Origin of the sequence: Halopseudomonas phragmitis, assembly GCF_002056295.1 — a bacterium.
Taxonomy (GTDB): Bacteria; Pseudomonadota; Gammaproteobacteria; order Pseudomonadales; family Pseudomonadaceae; genus Halopseudomonas; species Halopseudomonas phragmitis.
Map to the genome: position 1 here is coordinate 643632 of NZ_CP020100.1, position 15056 is coordinate 658687.

A 15056-nucleotide genomic window follows, 5' to 3' on the forward strand; every position below is an offset into this window, starting at 1 on the left:
TTCCGTCAAACTCGATTCGAAGCACAAATCCAACCCCGAATCAGCACCCGAAAGAACCAATCACTCCGCCCTTCCGAGGCCGGCGCATTCTACGCCGTTTCGCTGACCTGTCAACCGGTTATTTCGCCTCGAGAGACCCGTAACCCATTGATCCTAAAGCACTTTAAACAAAGCACCGCGATCAGCGAGAGGCGCATTATAGGCACTTTCAAAACACCGTCAAGACTTTTTCAAACGAATACGGGCAAATTTTTTCTTGCCCGCCTGGCAGACATGCTCGCACCCCAGAGCGAATACAAAATCCTTGTCCACTACCTGGCCATCGACCTTGACCGAGCCCGCGCTCAACAGATCGCGCGCCGCCGCGGCATTCTTGGTCATGCCCGCACGGTTAAGCACCGCCGACACCGGCAGATCCTCAGCCGACTCCAGTTCGATCTCCGGCAGATCCTCAGGCAGCTCACCATCCTGCAAGCGATTGCCTGCCGATTTGTGCGCTGTTGCTGCAGCTTCTTCGCCATGGAAGCGCGCCACCAACTCTTCGGCCAACTTGATCTTGATGTCACGCGGATTGGCTCCCGCCTCAACATCAGCCTTGAACGCCTCGATCTCATCCAGGCTACGGAAGCTGAGCAGTTCGAAATAGCGCCACATCAAACTATCTGGCATGGAAACGATCTTGTTGTACATCTCGCCAGGACGATCATCGATACCAACGTAGTTACCCAGCGATTTGGACATTTTCTTCTCGCCATCCAACCCTACCAGCAGCGGCATGGTGATAATGACCTGAGATTCCTGACCATACTGACGCTGCAACTCTCGCCCCATCAACAGGTTGAATTTCTGATCGGTACCACCCAGCTCGACGTCGGCACGCATAGCCACGGAGTCGTAGCCCTGAACCAGCGGGTAGAGGAACTCATGAATGGCAATTGACTGCCCACCCTTATAGCGCTTGTCGAAATCATCGCGCTCAAGCATCCGAGCCACAGTGTATTTACCAGCCAACTGAATCATGTCAGCAGAGGTCAGCTTGTCCATCCAGGTGGAATTGAACATCACCTGTGTCCTGGCCGGATCGAGAATCTTGAACACCTGCTCTTTATAGGTCTCGGCATTGGCCAACACCTGCTCGCGAGTCAGCGGCTGGCGAGTAATGTTCTTGCCCGAGGGATCACCGATCATGCCGGTGAAGTCACCGATCAGAAACAGCACCTCATGCCCCAGATCCTGAAACTGACGCAGCTTATTAATAAGCACGGTATGCCCCAGGTGCAGATCGGGAGCGGTCGGATCGAAGCCAGCCTTGATGCGCAGCGGCGTCCCGCGCTCGAGCTTGGTTCGCAACTCACTCTCGACAAGAATTTCATCCACTCCGCGCGCAATCAGCGCCAACTGCTCATCAACCGGCTTCATAACTCAAGGAATCCTGTTATCGGGGTCTCACGAAAGGGAACCAAACATACAACATTGCGGACCAATTACAAGTTTGGCCGCCACTGGGGGCAGAGCGCCGTCGTGCCATAAAGCTGACGAGCACAACGCTGTAAAACTGACGGGCGGCAACACCGAAAGCTTGCCATGAGGCACTTTCGGTTATAATTTAGCAAGTTAGTTCACTTTTTTCAGATTCGAGCATAAGAGCGCTTATGGGTAACCACAAGTCAAAAACACCGCGCTACCCGAAGAGTCACCTCGTGGCGGCCAGCGGTATCGCAGCAGCGCTGAGCATTTTCCTGCTCGTCATTCCCACCACCGATGTTGAAGCCAAAAAGACATTAATCCCTCTGGAGCTGGAGGTGCCGCCAACGCTTGACGCCAATGTCAGCGGTTCGCGCTTCTCTGAACAGTTGGACGCGCTGATCAACGAAACCGTCACACTCCCCGCCGCACCGCTTGAAGTGCGCAAGCGCAACGAGCCACTGGTTACCGTTGAGGCGACTTCTGGCGGGGACATGAGTCAAGACTACAGTAGCGATACCGCCAGCCAGCCAGCCAAAAGCGACTGGCTAAGCATCACCGTAGCCAGCGGCAATACACTGTCAGTACTGTTCAGCCAGGTCGGCCTGTCGGCCGGTATCATGCATTCCGTATTGAACAGCAGCAAGGACGCCAAGCGCTTCACCCGCCTCAATGTCGGCCAGGTCCTTGAGTTCAAACTGGACGACCAGGGCGAGCTGCTCAGCCTGCGCAGCAAGATCAGCGACCTGGAAACCATCCGAGTCGATCGCGCCGAGCAGGGCTACGCCTTCAGCAAGGATGTGATCGAGCCAGAAGTGCGCACGCGCTTCGCTCACGGCGAGATCAACAGCTCGCTGTTTTTGGCAGCGCAGCAGGCCGGCATGTCGCATAACCTGACCATGCAGATGGCTAACATCTTTGGCTATGACGTGGACTTTGCCCGGGACATTCGCACCGGCGACAACTTCGAGGTACTGTTCGAGGAACTGCATGTCGGCGACAAGCGTGTCGGCACCAACAACATTCTTGCCGCACGCTTCACCAACCGCGGCAAAACCTTCACCGCCGTGCGTTATACCGATCGCCAGGGTCATACCAGCTATTACCGCGCAGACGGTACCAGCATGCGCAAGGCGTTCATCCGCACGCCAGTAGAGTTTGCCCGGATCAGCTCGCGCTTCAATCCCAACCGCCGACACCCGGTACTCAACAAGATCCGCGCCCATAATGGCGTCGACTATGCAGCCCCGACCGGCACGCCAATCAAGGCCACCGGTGACGGTCGCATTGTTCATATCGGCCGCAAGGGCGGCTACGGCAACACGATCATCGTGCAACACGGACAGAAGTACAAAACCCTGTACGCCCACATGAGCCGTTACGCCAATGGCCTGCGCAATGGCAGCAACGTCTCTCAGGGTCAAGTGATCGGTTACGTTGGCATGACCGGCCTGGCTACCGGCCCGCATCTGCACTATGAGTTTTTGGTCAACGGTCGCCATGTTGACCCACTGCGAGTCGACCTGCCGGTTGCCGATCCTATCCCGCAAAGCGAGCGCGCAGCCTTCATGAGTATCAGCAACCAACTCATGGCCAGCATGGACCAGAGCCGCGAAACCCAAGTCGCGCTGCTGGACCGGTAATGACCAATCTGTATGTCGGTATCATGTCAGGCACCAGCCTGGATGGTATCGACATCGCTTTGACCCGCTTCAACGCAGGGCGTCAAGCTGAACTAGTCGACGCCCTGTGCCTGCCTTTCCCCGTCCAACTCCGTGAAGAACTGCTTAGCCTGTGCCAACCCGGCGACGATGAATTACGCCGTGCGGGTCTGGCGGGCCAAGCCTGGGCTCGACTGGCAGCCGATGGCGTCCTGCGCTTACTGCGGCGCAACCAATTGGCAGCCGACCAGATTGAAGCCATTGGCAGCCACGGTCAAACCCTGCGACACCACCCCGAACTTGGTTTTAGTTGGCAGGTTGGCGCCCCCGCTCTCTTGGCCGAACTGAGCGGTATCCGCGTGATCAGCGATTTTCGCAGCCGCGACCTGGCCGCTGGCGGTGAAGGTGCTCCCCTGGTTCCGGCTTTTCATGACTGGCTGCTGCGTGACAACGAGGCTTGCCGAACGCTGGTCAATATTGGCGGCTTCGCCAACCTGACGGTCATGCGCCCAGGCGAACCGGCCGTAGGCTTTGACAGCGGCCCCGGCAACGTATTACTGGACGACTGGATCAACCTGCACCTGGGCAAAAGCTTCGACAGCAATGGTGATTGGGCGCGCAGCGGACAAATCCAGGCGGAACTGCTGCGCAGCATGCTTGATGACCCTTACTTTCATCGCCAGGGCCCCAAGAGTACCGGCCGCGAATACTTTCATCGCACCTGGCTAAACGCCCGACTCAAACAGCTTGACCTCGCACCAGAGCCCCAGGACGTTCAAGCCACACTATTGGAACTGACAGCACAATCCATTGCCCACGCCGTGCGCACCCATGCCGCCGATAGTGAAGGCGTATTCATTTGTGGCGGTGGTGCCAACAACACCCGCCTGCTGGAACGCCTGCAGAACCTGCTGCCCTCCATCACAGTGAGCACTACCGCCAGCCTGGGCGTCCATCCGGACTGGATGGAAGCAATCGCGTTTGCCTGGCTCGCCTGGCGATGCCAGCAAGGACTGCCGGGCAACCTGCCGGACGTCACTGGCGCCAAGGGGGCACGCGTTTTAGGGGCAATCTATCCGGCCTGAACGACCGGACAGTTCAAATCGAGAAGGAAGAACCGCACCCACAGGTCGTGGTAGCGTTGGGATTGTTGATGACGAACCGCGAGCCCTCAAGCCCCTCTTGGTAGTCGACCTCCGAGCCCGCCAGATACTGGAAACTCATCGGATCAACCACCAGCCGCACACCGTCGCGCTCGACCACGGTGTCATCCTCGGCCAGCTCATCATCGAACGTGAAGCCATACTGAAAGCCGGAACAGCCGCCACCGGTAACAAAGACCCGCAGACTCAAACGCTCGTTGCCCTCCTCCTCGATCAGCGAGCGCACCTTGCTCACGGCGCTGTCGGTGAAGGCCAGGGGGGTGGGGATAAAGACTTCAGCAGTGGACATACAACCTCCGGCGGCCGGATGCCGCGCACATCAAGGGTGTATTATCGTTTTCCCCGAGTCTTTTGGTCAACTATTGTCCACAGGCTCGGACTCCTCCGAGGCAAACGCTGGAGCAGGCAAGGGCGCCGAAGCCACCACAAAATCGGACTGAAAATGCAACTGGCCGCAAACCTGCGCCCCCATCACCATTTCCATAAACCGGTAGTACACATCACCACTGATACGCGCCTTGGCGTCCAGTTCCAGATGCTCTGGGGCATGCACATCGCCAACCACTTCGCCGTTGACCAGCACATTGGGAGCGTGAATGACGCCCTCGACATAGCCGTGCTCACTGATTCGTACCAGGCCCTGCTCCGCATGGATATTGCCAATCACCCGACCATCCACCTGCAGCGCGCCGGTAAACCGCAGATCACCTCGAATCTCAGCGTCCTGAGCGATAATCGTGGTCTTGCCATTGAATTGGCTGAGATCGGCTTTCTTGTGCTTGTCAGCTCCCCACATCAGGGTCGTACTCCTGTCACTGTCCAATCAAAAGTCTGCTCAACCAGGGTCTTGCCATCCTGCTGCGCACTCAACAGCACGCGCTCAGGCTCAAAGCCTTCTGGCAGCGTCAGTTCCGCCGCACGGCTATTGCCAGGTACTACCTGAAAGTACCGAAAATCCAACTCTAGCCCTTCATCATTCTCAAGCTCACTCAGGGCCGATAACGGCAAGGTAACACTCCTGCCGCCCTGCTTTCCTTGCAGGCGCACCAACAACCGTGCCTGCACGGTATCGCTTTCGCTGCCCACCCTGCTGACCATGACTTTGTACCGGAAAACCTGTGGCGATTCTGTGGCGTGCAGCTCAAATGCTTGAATCCGCAACCCAGGAGTCAGTGCACTGGGAGCCAGCGCCCCCTGATACTGAGCCAAATCCTGCTGCAGACGAAACAGTTGTTGCTCAAGGTCATGAATCACTTCACGCCCCTCGCTGACCGATTCGCGGGCCACCAACAAATCGACTTCGAGTTGCTGGTAACGCTGCCGGTTGCCATCCAGCTCCTGCAGCAACTCGGACTGACGCTGCAGCAGTTCGGCATGGTCCTTGAGCAGTTCGCGCTGGGTTTCGAGCGCCAGACGCCAGCCAAGCAAACCGCTAATCGGTACCGCGAGAAACAGCAGCGCCAGCAGAATCCCGCGCCACAGTCGGGCGTACTTGCCATTACGCGGCATGAACACCACGTCCTGTTCACGCAGCGGCGCCCGTTTCTTGAAGTTGACCATCAGGGCATCAGCGCCGGATGCGACAATCCCAGGGTTTCTTCCAGCCCCATGGCGATGTTCATGTTCTGCACAGCCTGGCCAGATGCGCCCTTGACCAGGTTATCAATCACCGACAGTACGACCACCAGATCGCCCCCTTGCGGGCGATGCACAGCAATTCGACAGGTGTTGGCACCCTTGACGCTTCGAGTTTCGGGGTGGCTACCTGCCGGCATCACATCCACGAACGGCTCAGCGGCATAGCGCTGCTCGAACAGCGCCTGCAGATCGACCGAGCGATCCTTGACGCTGGCATAGAGAGTGGCATGGATACCACGAATCATCGGAGTCAAATGCGGGACAAAGGTCAGCCCCACCGGCTGACCCGCTGCCAGATTCAGGCCCTGACGAATTTCCGGCAAGTGGCGATGCCCAGCCACAGCGTAGGCCTTCATGCTCTCGGAGGCTTCGCACAGCAGCGAGCCGACGCTGGCGCCGCGTCCTGCGCCACTGACGCCGGACTTGCAGTCAGCAATCAGTTGAGCTGGATCCGCCAACCCTGCCTCCAATAGCGGAATCAGGCCAAGCTGCGTGGCAGTTGGGTAACAGCCCGGTACTGCTATCAGCCGGGCACTGCGAATTGCCTCGCGATTGACCTCCGGCAAACCATAAACTGCCTGCTCCAGCAGTTGCGGCGCCCCGTGCGGCTGGCCGTACCAGCGGCTCCACTCCTCGGCATCGCGCAGACGAAAATCCGCCGACAGGTCGATGATCCGCGTCCCGGTCGCCAGCAGTTCACCCGCCAGCGCATGGGCAACACCGTGCGGCGTAGCGAAAAACACCACATCGCAGGCACCGAGGCGGTTCACATCCGGCACGCTGAACGCCAGCCCGTCATAGTGACCACGCAGGTTCGGATACAGGTCGGCCACCTTGACCCCGTCCTCGGAGCGCGAGGTAATGACCTCGACCCGAGCCTGCGGATGCTGCGCCAACAGTCTCAGCAACTCCACTCCGGTGTAACCGGTACCTCCGACAATGCCGACCTTGATCATGACTGCTTACCCGCCTATTTCCGAAACTTGAGTTGAAGGTGAATGGTTTATGATAAGAGCGCTAGCGAAAATTACCAGCGCGCGCCCTCGGGAATACTTATGGAGCCTGTCCGTGTATCTATGGATCAAAGCCTTTCACATCATCGCCGTCGTCACCTGGTTCGCCGGGCTGTTCTATCTCCCGCGCCTTTTCGTTTATCACGCCATGAGTGAAGACCGCGCCAGTCAGGAACGGTTCAAGGTCATGGAGCGCAAACTGTACCGCGGCATCATGATCCCCTCGATGCTGGTCGCGGTAGGGCTGGGTATCTGGATGCTGTACCTGGTGCCAGCCTGGCTGCAGCAGGGCTGGATGCACGCCAAGCTGGCACTGGTGGTCGCCCTGATCGGCTACCACCACGCCTGCGGCACCATGGTCCGACGCTTTGCCAATGACGCCAATCGCCGCTCCCATGTGTTCTATCGCTGGTTCAATGAAGCGCCGGTACTAGTCCTGGTTGCAGCCGTCATTCTGGTGGTAGTCAAACCGTTCTAACCGGCCATCACTGCCCGCTCACGCGCCCATTCGCGCAGCGCGTGTAAGCGCTCGGCCATGACTACCGATAGCGGTGAGGTCTGGCCGAGCGCTTCCAGCACATGCTCATTGCCGACCGGCTGCTGACGTGCGGCCCCGGCATAGACGGCTGTGACCACTGCCTGCTCGATTTCCGCCCCGGAAAAGCCCTCGCTGGCCGCCGCCAGGGCCGGCAGGTCGAACTGCTCGGGCAGCAATTCTCGCCGAGCTAGATGAATGCGGAAAATATCGCCACGCACCGCCAAGTCGGGCAAGTCGACGAAGAACATTTCATCCAGCCGGCCCTTGCGAATCAGCTCCGGTGGCAACTGACTGACATCGTTGGAAGTCGCCACCAGAAATACCCGGGTCTGACGCTCAGCCATCCAGGTCAGCAGACTGCCAAGCAGGCGCCGTGAAACGCCCTGATCCGCCGAATCCGGAGCAATGCCCTTTTCGATTTCGTCGATCCACAGCACACACGGCTCCATGGCATCGGCCATCTGCAATGCTTCGCGCAGGTTCTTCTCGGTTTCACCAATGTACTTGTTGTACAGCGCCGCAAAGTCCAGACGCAGCAGCGGCAACCCCCAGAGCCCGGCTACCGCCTTGGCCGCAAGGCTCTTACCGGAACCCTGCACACCAACCAGCATTACCCCCTTGGGCACATCCTTGAGCGCCCCAGACTGGGTGAAGGCTACCTGCCTGTCCGCCAGCCACTGCTTGAAGCGCCCCAGACCGCCAACGTCGGCGAACCGCGCGGTATCCTGCTCGAAACTGAGTACGCCCTGCATGTCGAGCAGCTCGAACTTGGCCTGATTCAGAGCCGGCAGATCTTCCTGGGTAATCGCCCCATCGTCGACGATCAGGTTACGCGCCAGCCGCCGCGCCTCAGCCTGGGTGGTACCGCGCAGGTTACGCACGACCTGTTCCAGGGTCCGGTTATCGGTCCGCACCCTACGCCCCTGGTTCTGCTGACTCCAGAGCGCCGCCTCTTCCCGCACGATGGCAGCCAACTGGTCATCGGACGGCATACGGAGGCTGAAGCGGGCCGCCAGACGGCTAAGCTCGGCCGGCAGGTTCAATGCATGACTGACCAGAATGATGGTCGGTGCTTGCTCGCCAGTCTCCATGGCCAGCGCCTTGAGCTGGCGTACCAGGCGCGAAGAATCCAGAAACGGATGCAGGTCGCAGAATACGTAAAGGCCGGGAGCGGCATCACGCCGAATCTGCTCCAACGCAACCTCCGGGTCACAGGTCTTCTGCCCCGGATCGACATCCGCCCCAAACCCCAGGCGCGACAATCCATCGACCTGATTCCAGGTGTACCAACTCAGCGCCCGCTTGATCGCCAGTGAACCGATGGTTTCCAGCACCCGGCGTTCTTCCCAGGACTCGATCACCACCAGCTTGACCTTCGAATCCAGCACCAGCCCGAGATCATGTATATCGTTCTTCAACACAGCCTCCCTGTGAGCGGCGGATGCCATTCCGGCCGCGGACGGTTACACTGGATGCACTATATAGCCAATGATGAGGAGCACACAGTGGATTGTCTGTTCTGCAAGATCGTCGAGGGCAAGATCCCGGCGAAAAAAATCCATGAAGATGATCAGGTAGTGGCCTTTCACGACATCAATCCGCAGGCCCCGGTACATTTTCTGGTGATTCCGAAAAAGCATATCGCCACGCTCGCCGAACTGACTGAGGCCGACAACGCCCTGGTGGGTCATATGGTCTTCACCGCTCAGCGCCTAGCCCGGGAACTGGGTTGTGAAGCGGGCTTTCGTACCGTATTCAACTGCAATGAACAGGGCGGGCAGACCGTCTACCATATCCACCTGCACGTCCTCGGTCAGCGCCAGATGACCTGGCCGCCAGGTTGATCTCAATCAACCCCCGAATGGCCCGGCTGCAGGTATACTGGCCGGGCATTTTCAGGAGTACTCCATGAACAGCCGCCATTACAGTTTGCTCGACCGCCTGCTGACCCAGGCCGATCAGTCCCTGCGCACCCTGGTTCCCGGTGCTGCCCAGGCTCAGCGGCCATCGCCCGCCGCCCAACTGGCCAATGTACCCATGGATGATGAAGAGCGCCGCCATATCGCCGGCCTGATGCGCATCAATCACACCGGCGAGGTCTGTGCTCAGGCGCTCTATCAGGGCCAGGCGTTGACGGCCCAATTGCCGGATGTTCGGGAAAAGATGGAGCATGCTGCGGCCGAGGAAATCGACCACCTGGCCTGGTGCGAGCAGCGCCTGCGCGAACTCAACAGTCAGCCCAGCGTCTTCAACCCACTGTTCTACGGACTGTCATTCGGTATTGGCGCGGCCGCCGGATTGATCAGTGACCGGGTCAGCCTCGGCTTTGTCGCCGCCACCGAGCAACTGGTTGAGCGTCATCTGGACGATCACCTGGCCCAGTTGCCGGAAGAAGACATCAAGTCGCGGGCGATCCTCGAACAAATGCGCGAAGACGAAATTGAGCACGGCAATCAGGCCTTGGATGCCGGAGGGGTAGTGTTCCCGCCTCCGGTCAAGGCAGCCATGGTACTGCTGTCCAAAGTCATGACCAAGGCCACCTACCGGACCTGAGCCCGGTAGGTGCGCTCAGTCGATCTCGACAATTTCGTAGTCGTGGCTGATCTCGACGCCTCCACGCCCGAGCATGATCGAAGCCGAGCAGTACTTTTCCGCCGACAGCTCGACCGCGCGTTTGACATGAGCTTCCTTGAGCCCCTTGCCACGGACCACGAAATGCACGTGAATACGAGTGAACACCTTGGGTTCACTATCGGCACGCTCGGCGTCGAGCAGGGCATGCACATCGCGAATGTCCTGGCGGGCCTTTTTCAGGATGCTGACCACATCGTAACTGGCGCAACCGCCCAGACCGATCAGCACGGTCTCCATCGGACGAACGCCCATGTTGCGGCCACCGGCTTCTTCCGGCCCGTCCATGACCACGGTATGACCACTGCCGGATTCACCAAGGAACATGGCTCCGTCAACCCATTTGATATGCGCTTTCATCGTGTTTCTCCCGCCAGACACCCATTGTTCGAGGTTGCGCAGAATACCACAGTCGTCGACCCCACCATGGCATACTGGCCATCACCGGCAAAACTGGACATAATCGCGATTGGTCTCAGCACGAGGCTTTTAATACCACTCTGCCATCACAACATACCCGACACAAGAATCGGCCAGGATATAGCTAATGGTTCCTATCACCTTGACTCCTAAAATAAAAAATCTCGATGCATTCCTGACCCACTGCCACCGCCGTCGCTTCGCCGCCCGCAGCACCATCATCCATGCCGGAGACAGTTCTGACAGCCTGTTCTATATCGTTAAGGGCTCAGTCACCATCCTGATTGAAGATGATCAGGGCCGCGAAATGATCATTGCTTACCTCAACCAGGGTGACTTCTTTGGGGAAATGGGGCTGTTCGATCTTGAGCAAAGCCAGCAGGACCGCAGTGCCTGGGTGCGCACCAAGACCGAGTGCGAAGTCGCAGAAATCGGTTACAGCAAATTCCGGGAAATTACCCAGCACGACCCGGAACTACTGTACTCGGTAGGCCGGCAGATGGCTGAGCGGCTGCGTAACACGACCCGCAAGGTCGGCGACCTGGCCTTTCTCGACGTCACCGGACGAGTTGCCCGCACCCTGCTGGACCTGTGCAAACAGCCTGACGCCATGACCCATCCCGACGGGATGCAGATCAAGATCACCCGCCAGGAAATCGGCCGCATTGTCGGCTGTTCACGGGAAATGGTCGGACGGGTACTCAAGGGCCTGGAGGATCAGGGCCTGATTGAGGTCAAGGGCAAGACCATGGTGGTCTACGGCACCCGCTGAGATCGGGCTATCATTGATGGGGCCGCCTGACGGCGGCCCATGGCCTCAGGTACAATCGCCGGACATTTTCCTGCCTGCGAGGTGAACATGGGCCTGAACAACCAGTGGATGCAGCGTGACCTGTCGGTGCTGTGGCATCCCTGCACCCAGATGAAAGACCATGAACACATGCCGATCATCCCGATCCAGCGCGGCGACGGTGTGTGGCTGCATGACTTCGAGGGCAACCGCTACATCGACGCGGTCAGCTCCTGGTGGGTCAACATCTTCGGCCACGCCAACCCTTATATCAATCAGAAGGTCAAGGATCAGCTCGATCAGCTCGAACACGTGATCCTGGCTGGCTTCAGCCATACCCCGGTAATCGAGTTATCGGAAAAGCTGGTAGCCATGACCCCCGCGCCGCTGACTCGCTGCTTCTACGCCGACAACGGCTCCTCATGCATCGAAGTGGCGCTGAAAATGAGCTTCCATTATTGGCTCAACAGCGGCAAACCGCAGAAAAAGCGCTTCATCACCCTGAGCAACAGCTACCACGGCGAGACCCTGGCGGCATTGGCGGTCGGCGATGTCGGGCTGTACAAGGAAACCTACCAGCCACTGCTGATGGATGTGATTACCGTCCCCTCGCCGGACTGCTATTTCCGCGAGTCAGGGCAAAGCTGGGAAGACCACAGCCGCGCCATGTTCGCGCATATGGAGCAGACCCTGGCCGAGCACCATGAAGAAGTCGCAGCAGTGATCGTCGAGCCGCTGATCCAATGCGCCGGCGGCATGCGCATGTATCACCCGGTCTACCTGAAACTGCTGCGTGAAGCCTGCGATCGTTATGGCGTACACCTGATCCACGACGAGATTGCCGTCGGCTTCGGTCGCACCGGCTCACTGTTCGCCTGCGAGCAGGCCGGCATTGCTCCGGACTTTCTGTGCCTGTCCAAGGCGCTGACCGGCGGCTACCTGCCGATGGCCGTATGCCTGACCAACGACCGCATCTACCAGGCCTTCTACGACGACTACGAAACCCTGCGCGCATTCCTGCACTCGCACAGTTACACCGGCAACCCGCTGGCTTGTGCTGCCGCACTGGCTACCCTGGAACTGTTCGAGCAGAACAACGTGATCGAGGCCAACCGCGTGCTCTCGGCACACATGGCCAAGGCCACCGCGCACTTCGCCGAGCACCCGCACGTCGCCGAAGTGCGTCAGACCGGTATGGTTCTGGCGATCGAGATGGTCAAGGACAAGACCAGCCGCGAAGCCTACCCCTGGCAGGAGCGCCGCGGCATCCGGGTCTACCAGCATGCGCTGAAGCACCAAGCGCTGCTGCGCCCGCTCGGTAGCGTAGTGTATTTCATGCCGCCCTACGTGATCACTCCGGAACAGATTGACCATCTGGCCAGTGTTGCCTGGGAAGGTATTCAACTGGCGACCAGGGACTGAGCCGTGCGGGTCTCGCGCTTTTACTGCAACCAGCCACTGGCCAGCGGCGAACTGACGCTCGACGGCGATCTGGCTCACTATATCAGCCGGGTGCTGCGTCTCGGGGCGGGAGCGCCAGTGCAGCTGTTCGATGGCAGCGGCCAGGAGTGGCCGGGCACGGTGCTGGAAGCCAGCAAGCGCCAGGTTTGCCTGCGCCTGGACAAACCGCTGGACGGCCAGCCTGAATCGCCGCTGCATACCCACCTGGGTCAGGTAATGTCGCGCGGCGAGCGTATGGACTGGGCGATCCAGAAAGCGGTCGAACTGGGCGTCAACGAAATCACTCCGCTACTCAGCGAGCGCTGCGAGGTCAAGCTGCAGGGTGAGCGCGCCGACAAGCGCCAGAGCCACTGGCAACAGGTGGCAATCAGCGCCTGTGAGCAGTGCGGACGCAGCCGGGTTCCGGTGGTACACGCCCCGCAGCCGCTGGAGGCCTGGCTCGACGGGCTTGCCGCCGAGCTCAAGCTGGTTCTGCATCATCGTACCGAACAGAGCCTGACCAGCCTGGATAAACCGGCAAGCCTGGCGCTACTGATCGGCCCTGAAGGCGGGCTCAGCAGCAGCGAAATTGCCCAGGCCGAAACCCGTGGCTTCATTGCGGCCAGCTTTGGTCCAAGGGTTTTGCGCACAGAGACCGCTCCGGTGGTTGCCCTGAGCGTTTGTCAGCATCTGTGGGGCGACTTCTGACGAACCTCGGTGAGCAAGCCAGAACTCGCTGGCCAACAACTCCAGGCGCAAAACCAGCTCCGCCAACTGCCCGGCATGGGCATCGTTACGCTGCATCGCCTCAGCACTCTGCTCGCTACTCTGGCGAATCCGCTGCAGACTGCAACTGATCTGCTCGCTGACCTGACTCTGCTGCTCAACCGCCGCGGCAATCTGTACGCTGGCCTGACTAATACCAGCAATGCGCCGCTCGATGCCATCCAGCGCCCGGGTTGCCTCGGTCACCCCCTCAACACATTGGTCGACCTGAACCAAACTGGCCTGCATGGCGCTGACCGCTTCGCGACTGCCCTGCTGAAGCGTTTCGACTGACTCGCGAATGCTGGCGGTCGACTGCTGGGTGCGCCCGGCCAATGCCCGTACCTCATCGGCAACCACGGCAAAGCCGCGTCCCAGCTCACCGGCCCGCGCCGCCTCGATGGCAGCATTGAGCGCCAGCAGATTGGTCTGTTCGGCAATCGCATTGATCACCCCGACCACTTCGCTGATCCGCTCACTCTGCGCGGCCAGCCGTTGCAGGCGTTCACTGGCCTCTCCGATCGCCACCGTCAGCTGCTGCATTTGCTGGCCGGTCTGCTCGACCACCCGATGCCCGTCACTGGTGGCCCGCTCTACCCCCTCGGCATCATTGGCAGCCTGCTGGGCGCTGTGCGCCACCTCCTGAACGCTGGTGGCCATTTGCTCAACGGCGGCAGCCACCTGATCGGTTTCATCCTGCTGACAGCGATTGACCTGATTGCACTGACGCACCGCCTCGACCATCTCGCCGCTCTGTTCGGCCAATCGCCGGGCCGCATCACTGATACGCCCGACCAGCGCTGCAGCCTCAGCCTCCTGCATAGTGAAGGCAAACTCCAGCTGCCCGAACTCATCCCGGCGACCACTGTAAAGCCACTGACTGAGCGGATTGTCGCCCACCTGACGGGCACGCTGGACCAGCGCCCGCAACGGTCCAAGCTGTTGCCACAGACCCGCCAGCAGCAGCAGGTAGACCAGGCCCAGCATAGCCAGCAGACCGGCAGAGGCCAGCCCCAGCGCCAGCGCCGCCAGTCCGGCTCCGCCCAGCAGTCCGGCACCGCCCAACGCCAGCCGACCGAACAGACCCAGCACCGGCAGACGCATGGCCCTGGGCGCTTTGCCGGCCTGCAGGGCGGCGTAGCAATCCTCCGCCGCCGCAACCTGTTGGCGTGTCGGCCGCGTACGTACCGACTGATACTCCACCACCTGACCATTCTCGTGGACCGGGGTAACGTAGGCGCTGACCCAGTAGCAATCACCCGACTTACTGCGGTTCTTCACCAGCCCCATCCAACTGCTTCCGCGCTTCAAGGTTTCCCACATCTGCCGGAACGCCTCGGGCGGCATATGCGGATGGCGAATGATATTGTGGTTCTTGCCTATCAATTCCTCGGCGGCATATCCGCTGATATGGACAAAGGTTGGGTTGGCATACGTAATAGCGCCTTTCAGATCCGTGGTGGTCAGAAGGTTGTCCCCTTCCTGCAACAGCACTTCACGATCAGTAATCGGCAAGTTGATTTTCATGCTGTC

Annotated in this window: 15 protein-coding genes and 1 pseudogene; 8 read left to right on the top strand and 8 right to left on the bottom strand. The window is 59.7% G+C overall.

All coding sequences use genetic code 11. The features are described from left to right. Positions 1-219: 219 nt before the first annotated feature. Positions 220-1419 (bottom strand): tyrosine--tRNA ligase, encoded by a 1200-nt coding sequence (gene tyrS, locus BVH74_RS02910; protein ID WP_080048626.1) that lies wholly within the window; start codon positions 1417-1419, stop codon positions 220-222. Positions 1420-1652: 233 nt separating this feature from the next. On the opposite strand from tyrS, the gene BVH74_RS02915 reads away from it, so the two are divergent. Both BVH74_RS02915 and BVH74_RS02920 read left to right on the top strand, forming a co-directional pair. Further along, positions 1653-3107 carry an OapA family protein gene (locus BVH74_RS02915; RefSeq protein ID WP_080048627.1) on the top strand — a complete coding sequence of 485 codons (1455 nt, stop codon included), beginning with the start codon at positions 1653-1655 and terminating at the stop codon, positions 3105-3107. Continuing rightward, positions 3107-4210, top strand: a complete 1104-nt coding sequence (locus BVH74_RS02920; RefSeq protein WP_080048628.1) for an anhydro-N-acetylmuramic acid kinase — start codon at positions 3107-3109, stop codon at positions 4208-4210. Before BVH74_RS02915 ends, BVH74_RS02920 begins: the two co-directional genes overlap by 1 nt. A 13-nt stretch (positions 4211-4223) precedes the next feature. Here the strand turns inward: BVH74_RS02920 and erpA are convergent, their stop codons facing one another. The 4 genes from erpA to argC form a co-directional block, all read right to left on the bottom strand. Continuing rightward, a complete protein-coding gene (gene erpA, locus BVH74_RS02925) occupies positions 4224-4577 on the bottom strand; it encodes an iron-sulfur cluster insertion protein ErpA (protein WP_080048629.1) in 354 nt (117 codons plus the stop codon). A gap of 66 nt (positions 4578-4643) precedes the next feature. Then, positions 4644-5084, bottom strand: a complete 441-nt coding sequence (locus BVH74_RS02930) for a bactofilin family protein (RefSeq protein WP_080048630.1) — start codon at positions 5082-5084, stop codon at positions 4644-4646. Further along, positions 5084-5848, bottom strand: a complete 765-nt coding sequence (locus BVH74_RS02935) for a DUF6776 family protein (RefSeq protein WP_080048631.1) — start codon at positions 5846-5848, stop codon at positions 5084-5086. The genes BVH74_RS02930 and BVH74_RS02935 overlap by 1 nt, the downstream gene beginning before the upstream one ends. Next, positions 5848-6882: an N-acetyl-gamma-glutamyl-phosphate reductase gene (argC, locus tag BVH74_RS02940; RefSeq protein WP_080048632.1), complete on the bottom strand. Its 1035-nt coding sequence runs from the start codon at positions 6880-6882 to the stop codon at positions 5848-5850. The genes BVH74_RS02935 and argC overlap by 1 nt, the downstream gene beginning before the upstream one ends. Before the next feature lie 112 nt (positions 6883-6994). Here argC and hemJ point away from each other — a divergent pair, with 112 nt between their 5' ends. Continuing rightward, on the top strand, positions 6995-7417 hold the full coding sequence (gene hemJ, locus BVH74_RS02945) for a protoporphyrinogen oxidase HemJ (RefSeq protein ID WP_119701963.1): 423 nt from the start codon (positions 6995-6997) through the stop codon (positions 7415-7417). Here hemJ and BVH74_RS02950 read toward each other — a convergent pair. After that, positions 7414-8895, bottom strand: coding sequence for a Ycf46 family AAA ATPase (locus BVH74_RS02950; protein ID WP_080048634.1), 1482 nt, complete (start codon positions 8893-8895; stop codon positions 7414-7416). The two genes, hemJ and BVH74_RS02950, sit on opposite strands and share 4 nt — an antisense overlap. An 87-nt stretch (positions 8896-8982) precedes the next feature. Here BVH74_RS02950 and BVH74_RS02955 point away from each other — a divergent pair, with 87 nt between their 5' ends. Next, the gene (locus BVH74_RS02955; protein WP_080051600.1) at positions 8983-9321 is read left to right on the top strand and encodes a histidine triad nucleotide-binding protein; all 339 of its coding nucleotides are present in this window, start codon (positions 8983-8985) and stop codon (positions 9319-9321) included. Between the two features lie 64 nt (positions 9322-9385). Further along, positions 9386-10030 (top strand): 2-polyprenyl-3-methyl-6-methoxy-1,4-benzoquinone monooxygenase, encoded by a 645-nt coding sequence (coq7, locus tag BVH74_RS02960; protein ID WP_080048635.1) that lies wholly within the window; start codon positions 9386-9388, stop codon positions 10028-10030. A 15-nt stretch (positions 10031-10045) separates the two neighbouring features. Here coq7 and BVH74_RS02965 read toward each other — a convergent pair whose 3' ends face one another. Continuing rightward, the gene (locus BVH74_RS02965) at positions 10046-10468 is read right to left on the bottom strand and encodes an OsmC family protein (protein ID WP_080048636.1); all 423 of its coding nucleotides are present in this window, start codon (positions 10466-10468) and stop codon (positions 10046-10048) included. A gap of 187 nt (positions 10469-10655) precedes the next feature. Here BVH74_RS02965 and crp point away from each other — a divergent pair, with 187 nt between their 5' ends. The 3 genes from crp to BVH74_RS02980 all read left to right on the top strand — a co-directional run bounded on the left by crp (position 10656) and on the right by BVH74_RS02980 (position 13466). Next, positions 10656-11300, top strand: a complete 645-nt coding sequence (crp, locus tag BVH74_RS02970) for a cAMP-activated global transcriptional regulator CRP (RefSeq protein WP_080048637.1) — start codon at positions 10656-10658, stop codon at positions 11298-11300. An 87-nt stretch (positions 11301-11387) separates the two neighbouring features. Then, positions 11388-12740, top strand: a complete 1353-nt coding sequence (locus tag BVH74_RS02975; protein WP_080051601.1) for an adenosylmethionine--8-amino-7-oxononanoate transaminase — start codon at positions 11388-11390, stop codon at positions 12738-12740. Between the two features lie 3 nt (positions 12741-12743). Next, positions 12744-13466, top strand: coding sequence for a 16S rRNA (uracil(1498)-N(3))-methyltransferase (locus BVH74_RS02980; RefSeq protein ID WP_080048638.1), 723 nt, complete (start codon positions 12744-12746; stop codon positions 13464-13466). Between the two features lie 3 nt (positions 13467-13469). Here BVH74_RS02980 and BVH74_RS02985 read toward each other — a convergent pair. Continuing rightward, positions 13470-15050 (bottom strand): annotated as a pseudogene (locus BVH74_RS02985) (methyl-accepting chemotaxis protein); the annotation flags it as partial. Between the last annotated feature and the right edge of the window lie 6 nt (positions 15051-15056).

What these genes read in the sequence shown, in the direction of transcription:
- BVH74_RS02920 (WP_080048628.1), top strand. Translation starts at nt 3,107, where the DNA reads ATGACCAATCTGTATGTCGGTATCATGTCAGGCACCAGCCTGGATGGT.
- BVH74_RS02930 (WP_080048630.1), bottom strand. Translation starts at nt 5,084, where the DNA reads ATGTGGGGAGCTGACAAGCACAAGAAAGCCGATCTCAGCCAATTCAAT.
- BVH74_RS02935 (WP_080048631.1), bottom strand. Translation starts at nt 5,848, where the DNA reads ATGGTCAACTTCAAGAAACGGGCGCCGCTGCGTGAACAGGACGTGGTG.
- BVH74_RS02915 (WP_080048627.1), top strand. Translation starts at nt 1,653, where the DNA reads ATGGGTAACCACAAGTCAAAAACACCGCGCTACCCGAAGAGTCACCTC.
- coq7 (WP_080048635.1), top strand. Translation starts at nt 9,386, where the DNA reads ATGAACAGCCGCCATTACAGTTTGCTCGACCGCCTGCTGACCCAGGCC.
- argC (WP_080048632.1), bottom strand. Translation starts at nt 6,882, where the DNA reads ATGATCAAGGTCGGCATTGTCGGAGGTACCGGTTACACCGGAGTGGAG.
- erpA (WP_080048629.1), bottom strand. Translation starts at nt 4,577, where the DNA reads ATGTCCACTGCTGAAGTCTTTATCCCCACCCCCCTGGCCTTCACCGAC.
- tyrS (WP_080048626.1), bottom strand. Translation starts at nt 1,419, where the DNA reads ATGAAGCCGGTTGATGAGCAGTTGGCGCTGATTGCGCGCGGAGTGGAT.
- crp (WP_080048637.1), top strand. Translation starts at nt 10,656, where the DNA reads ATGGTTCCTATCACCTTGACTCCTAAAATAAAAAATCTCGATGCATTC.
- BVH74_RS02965 (WP_080048636.1), bottom strand. Translation starts at nt 10,468, where the DNA reads ATGAAAGCGCATATCAAATGGGTTGACGGAGCCATGTTCCTTGGTGAA.
- BVH74_RS02975 (WP_080051601.1), top strand. Translation starts at nt 11,388, where the DNA reads ATGGGCCTGAACAACCAGTGGATGCAGCGTGACCTGTCGGTGCTGTGG.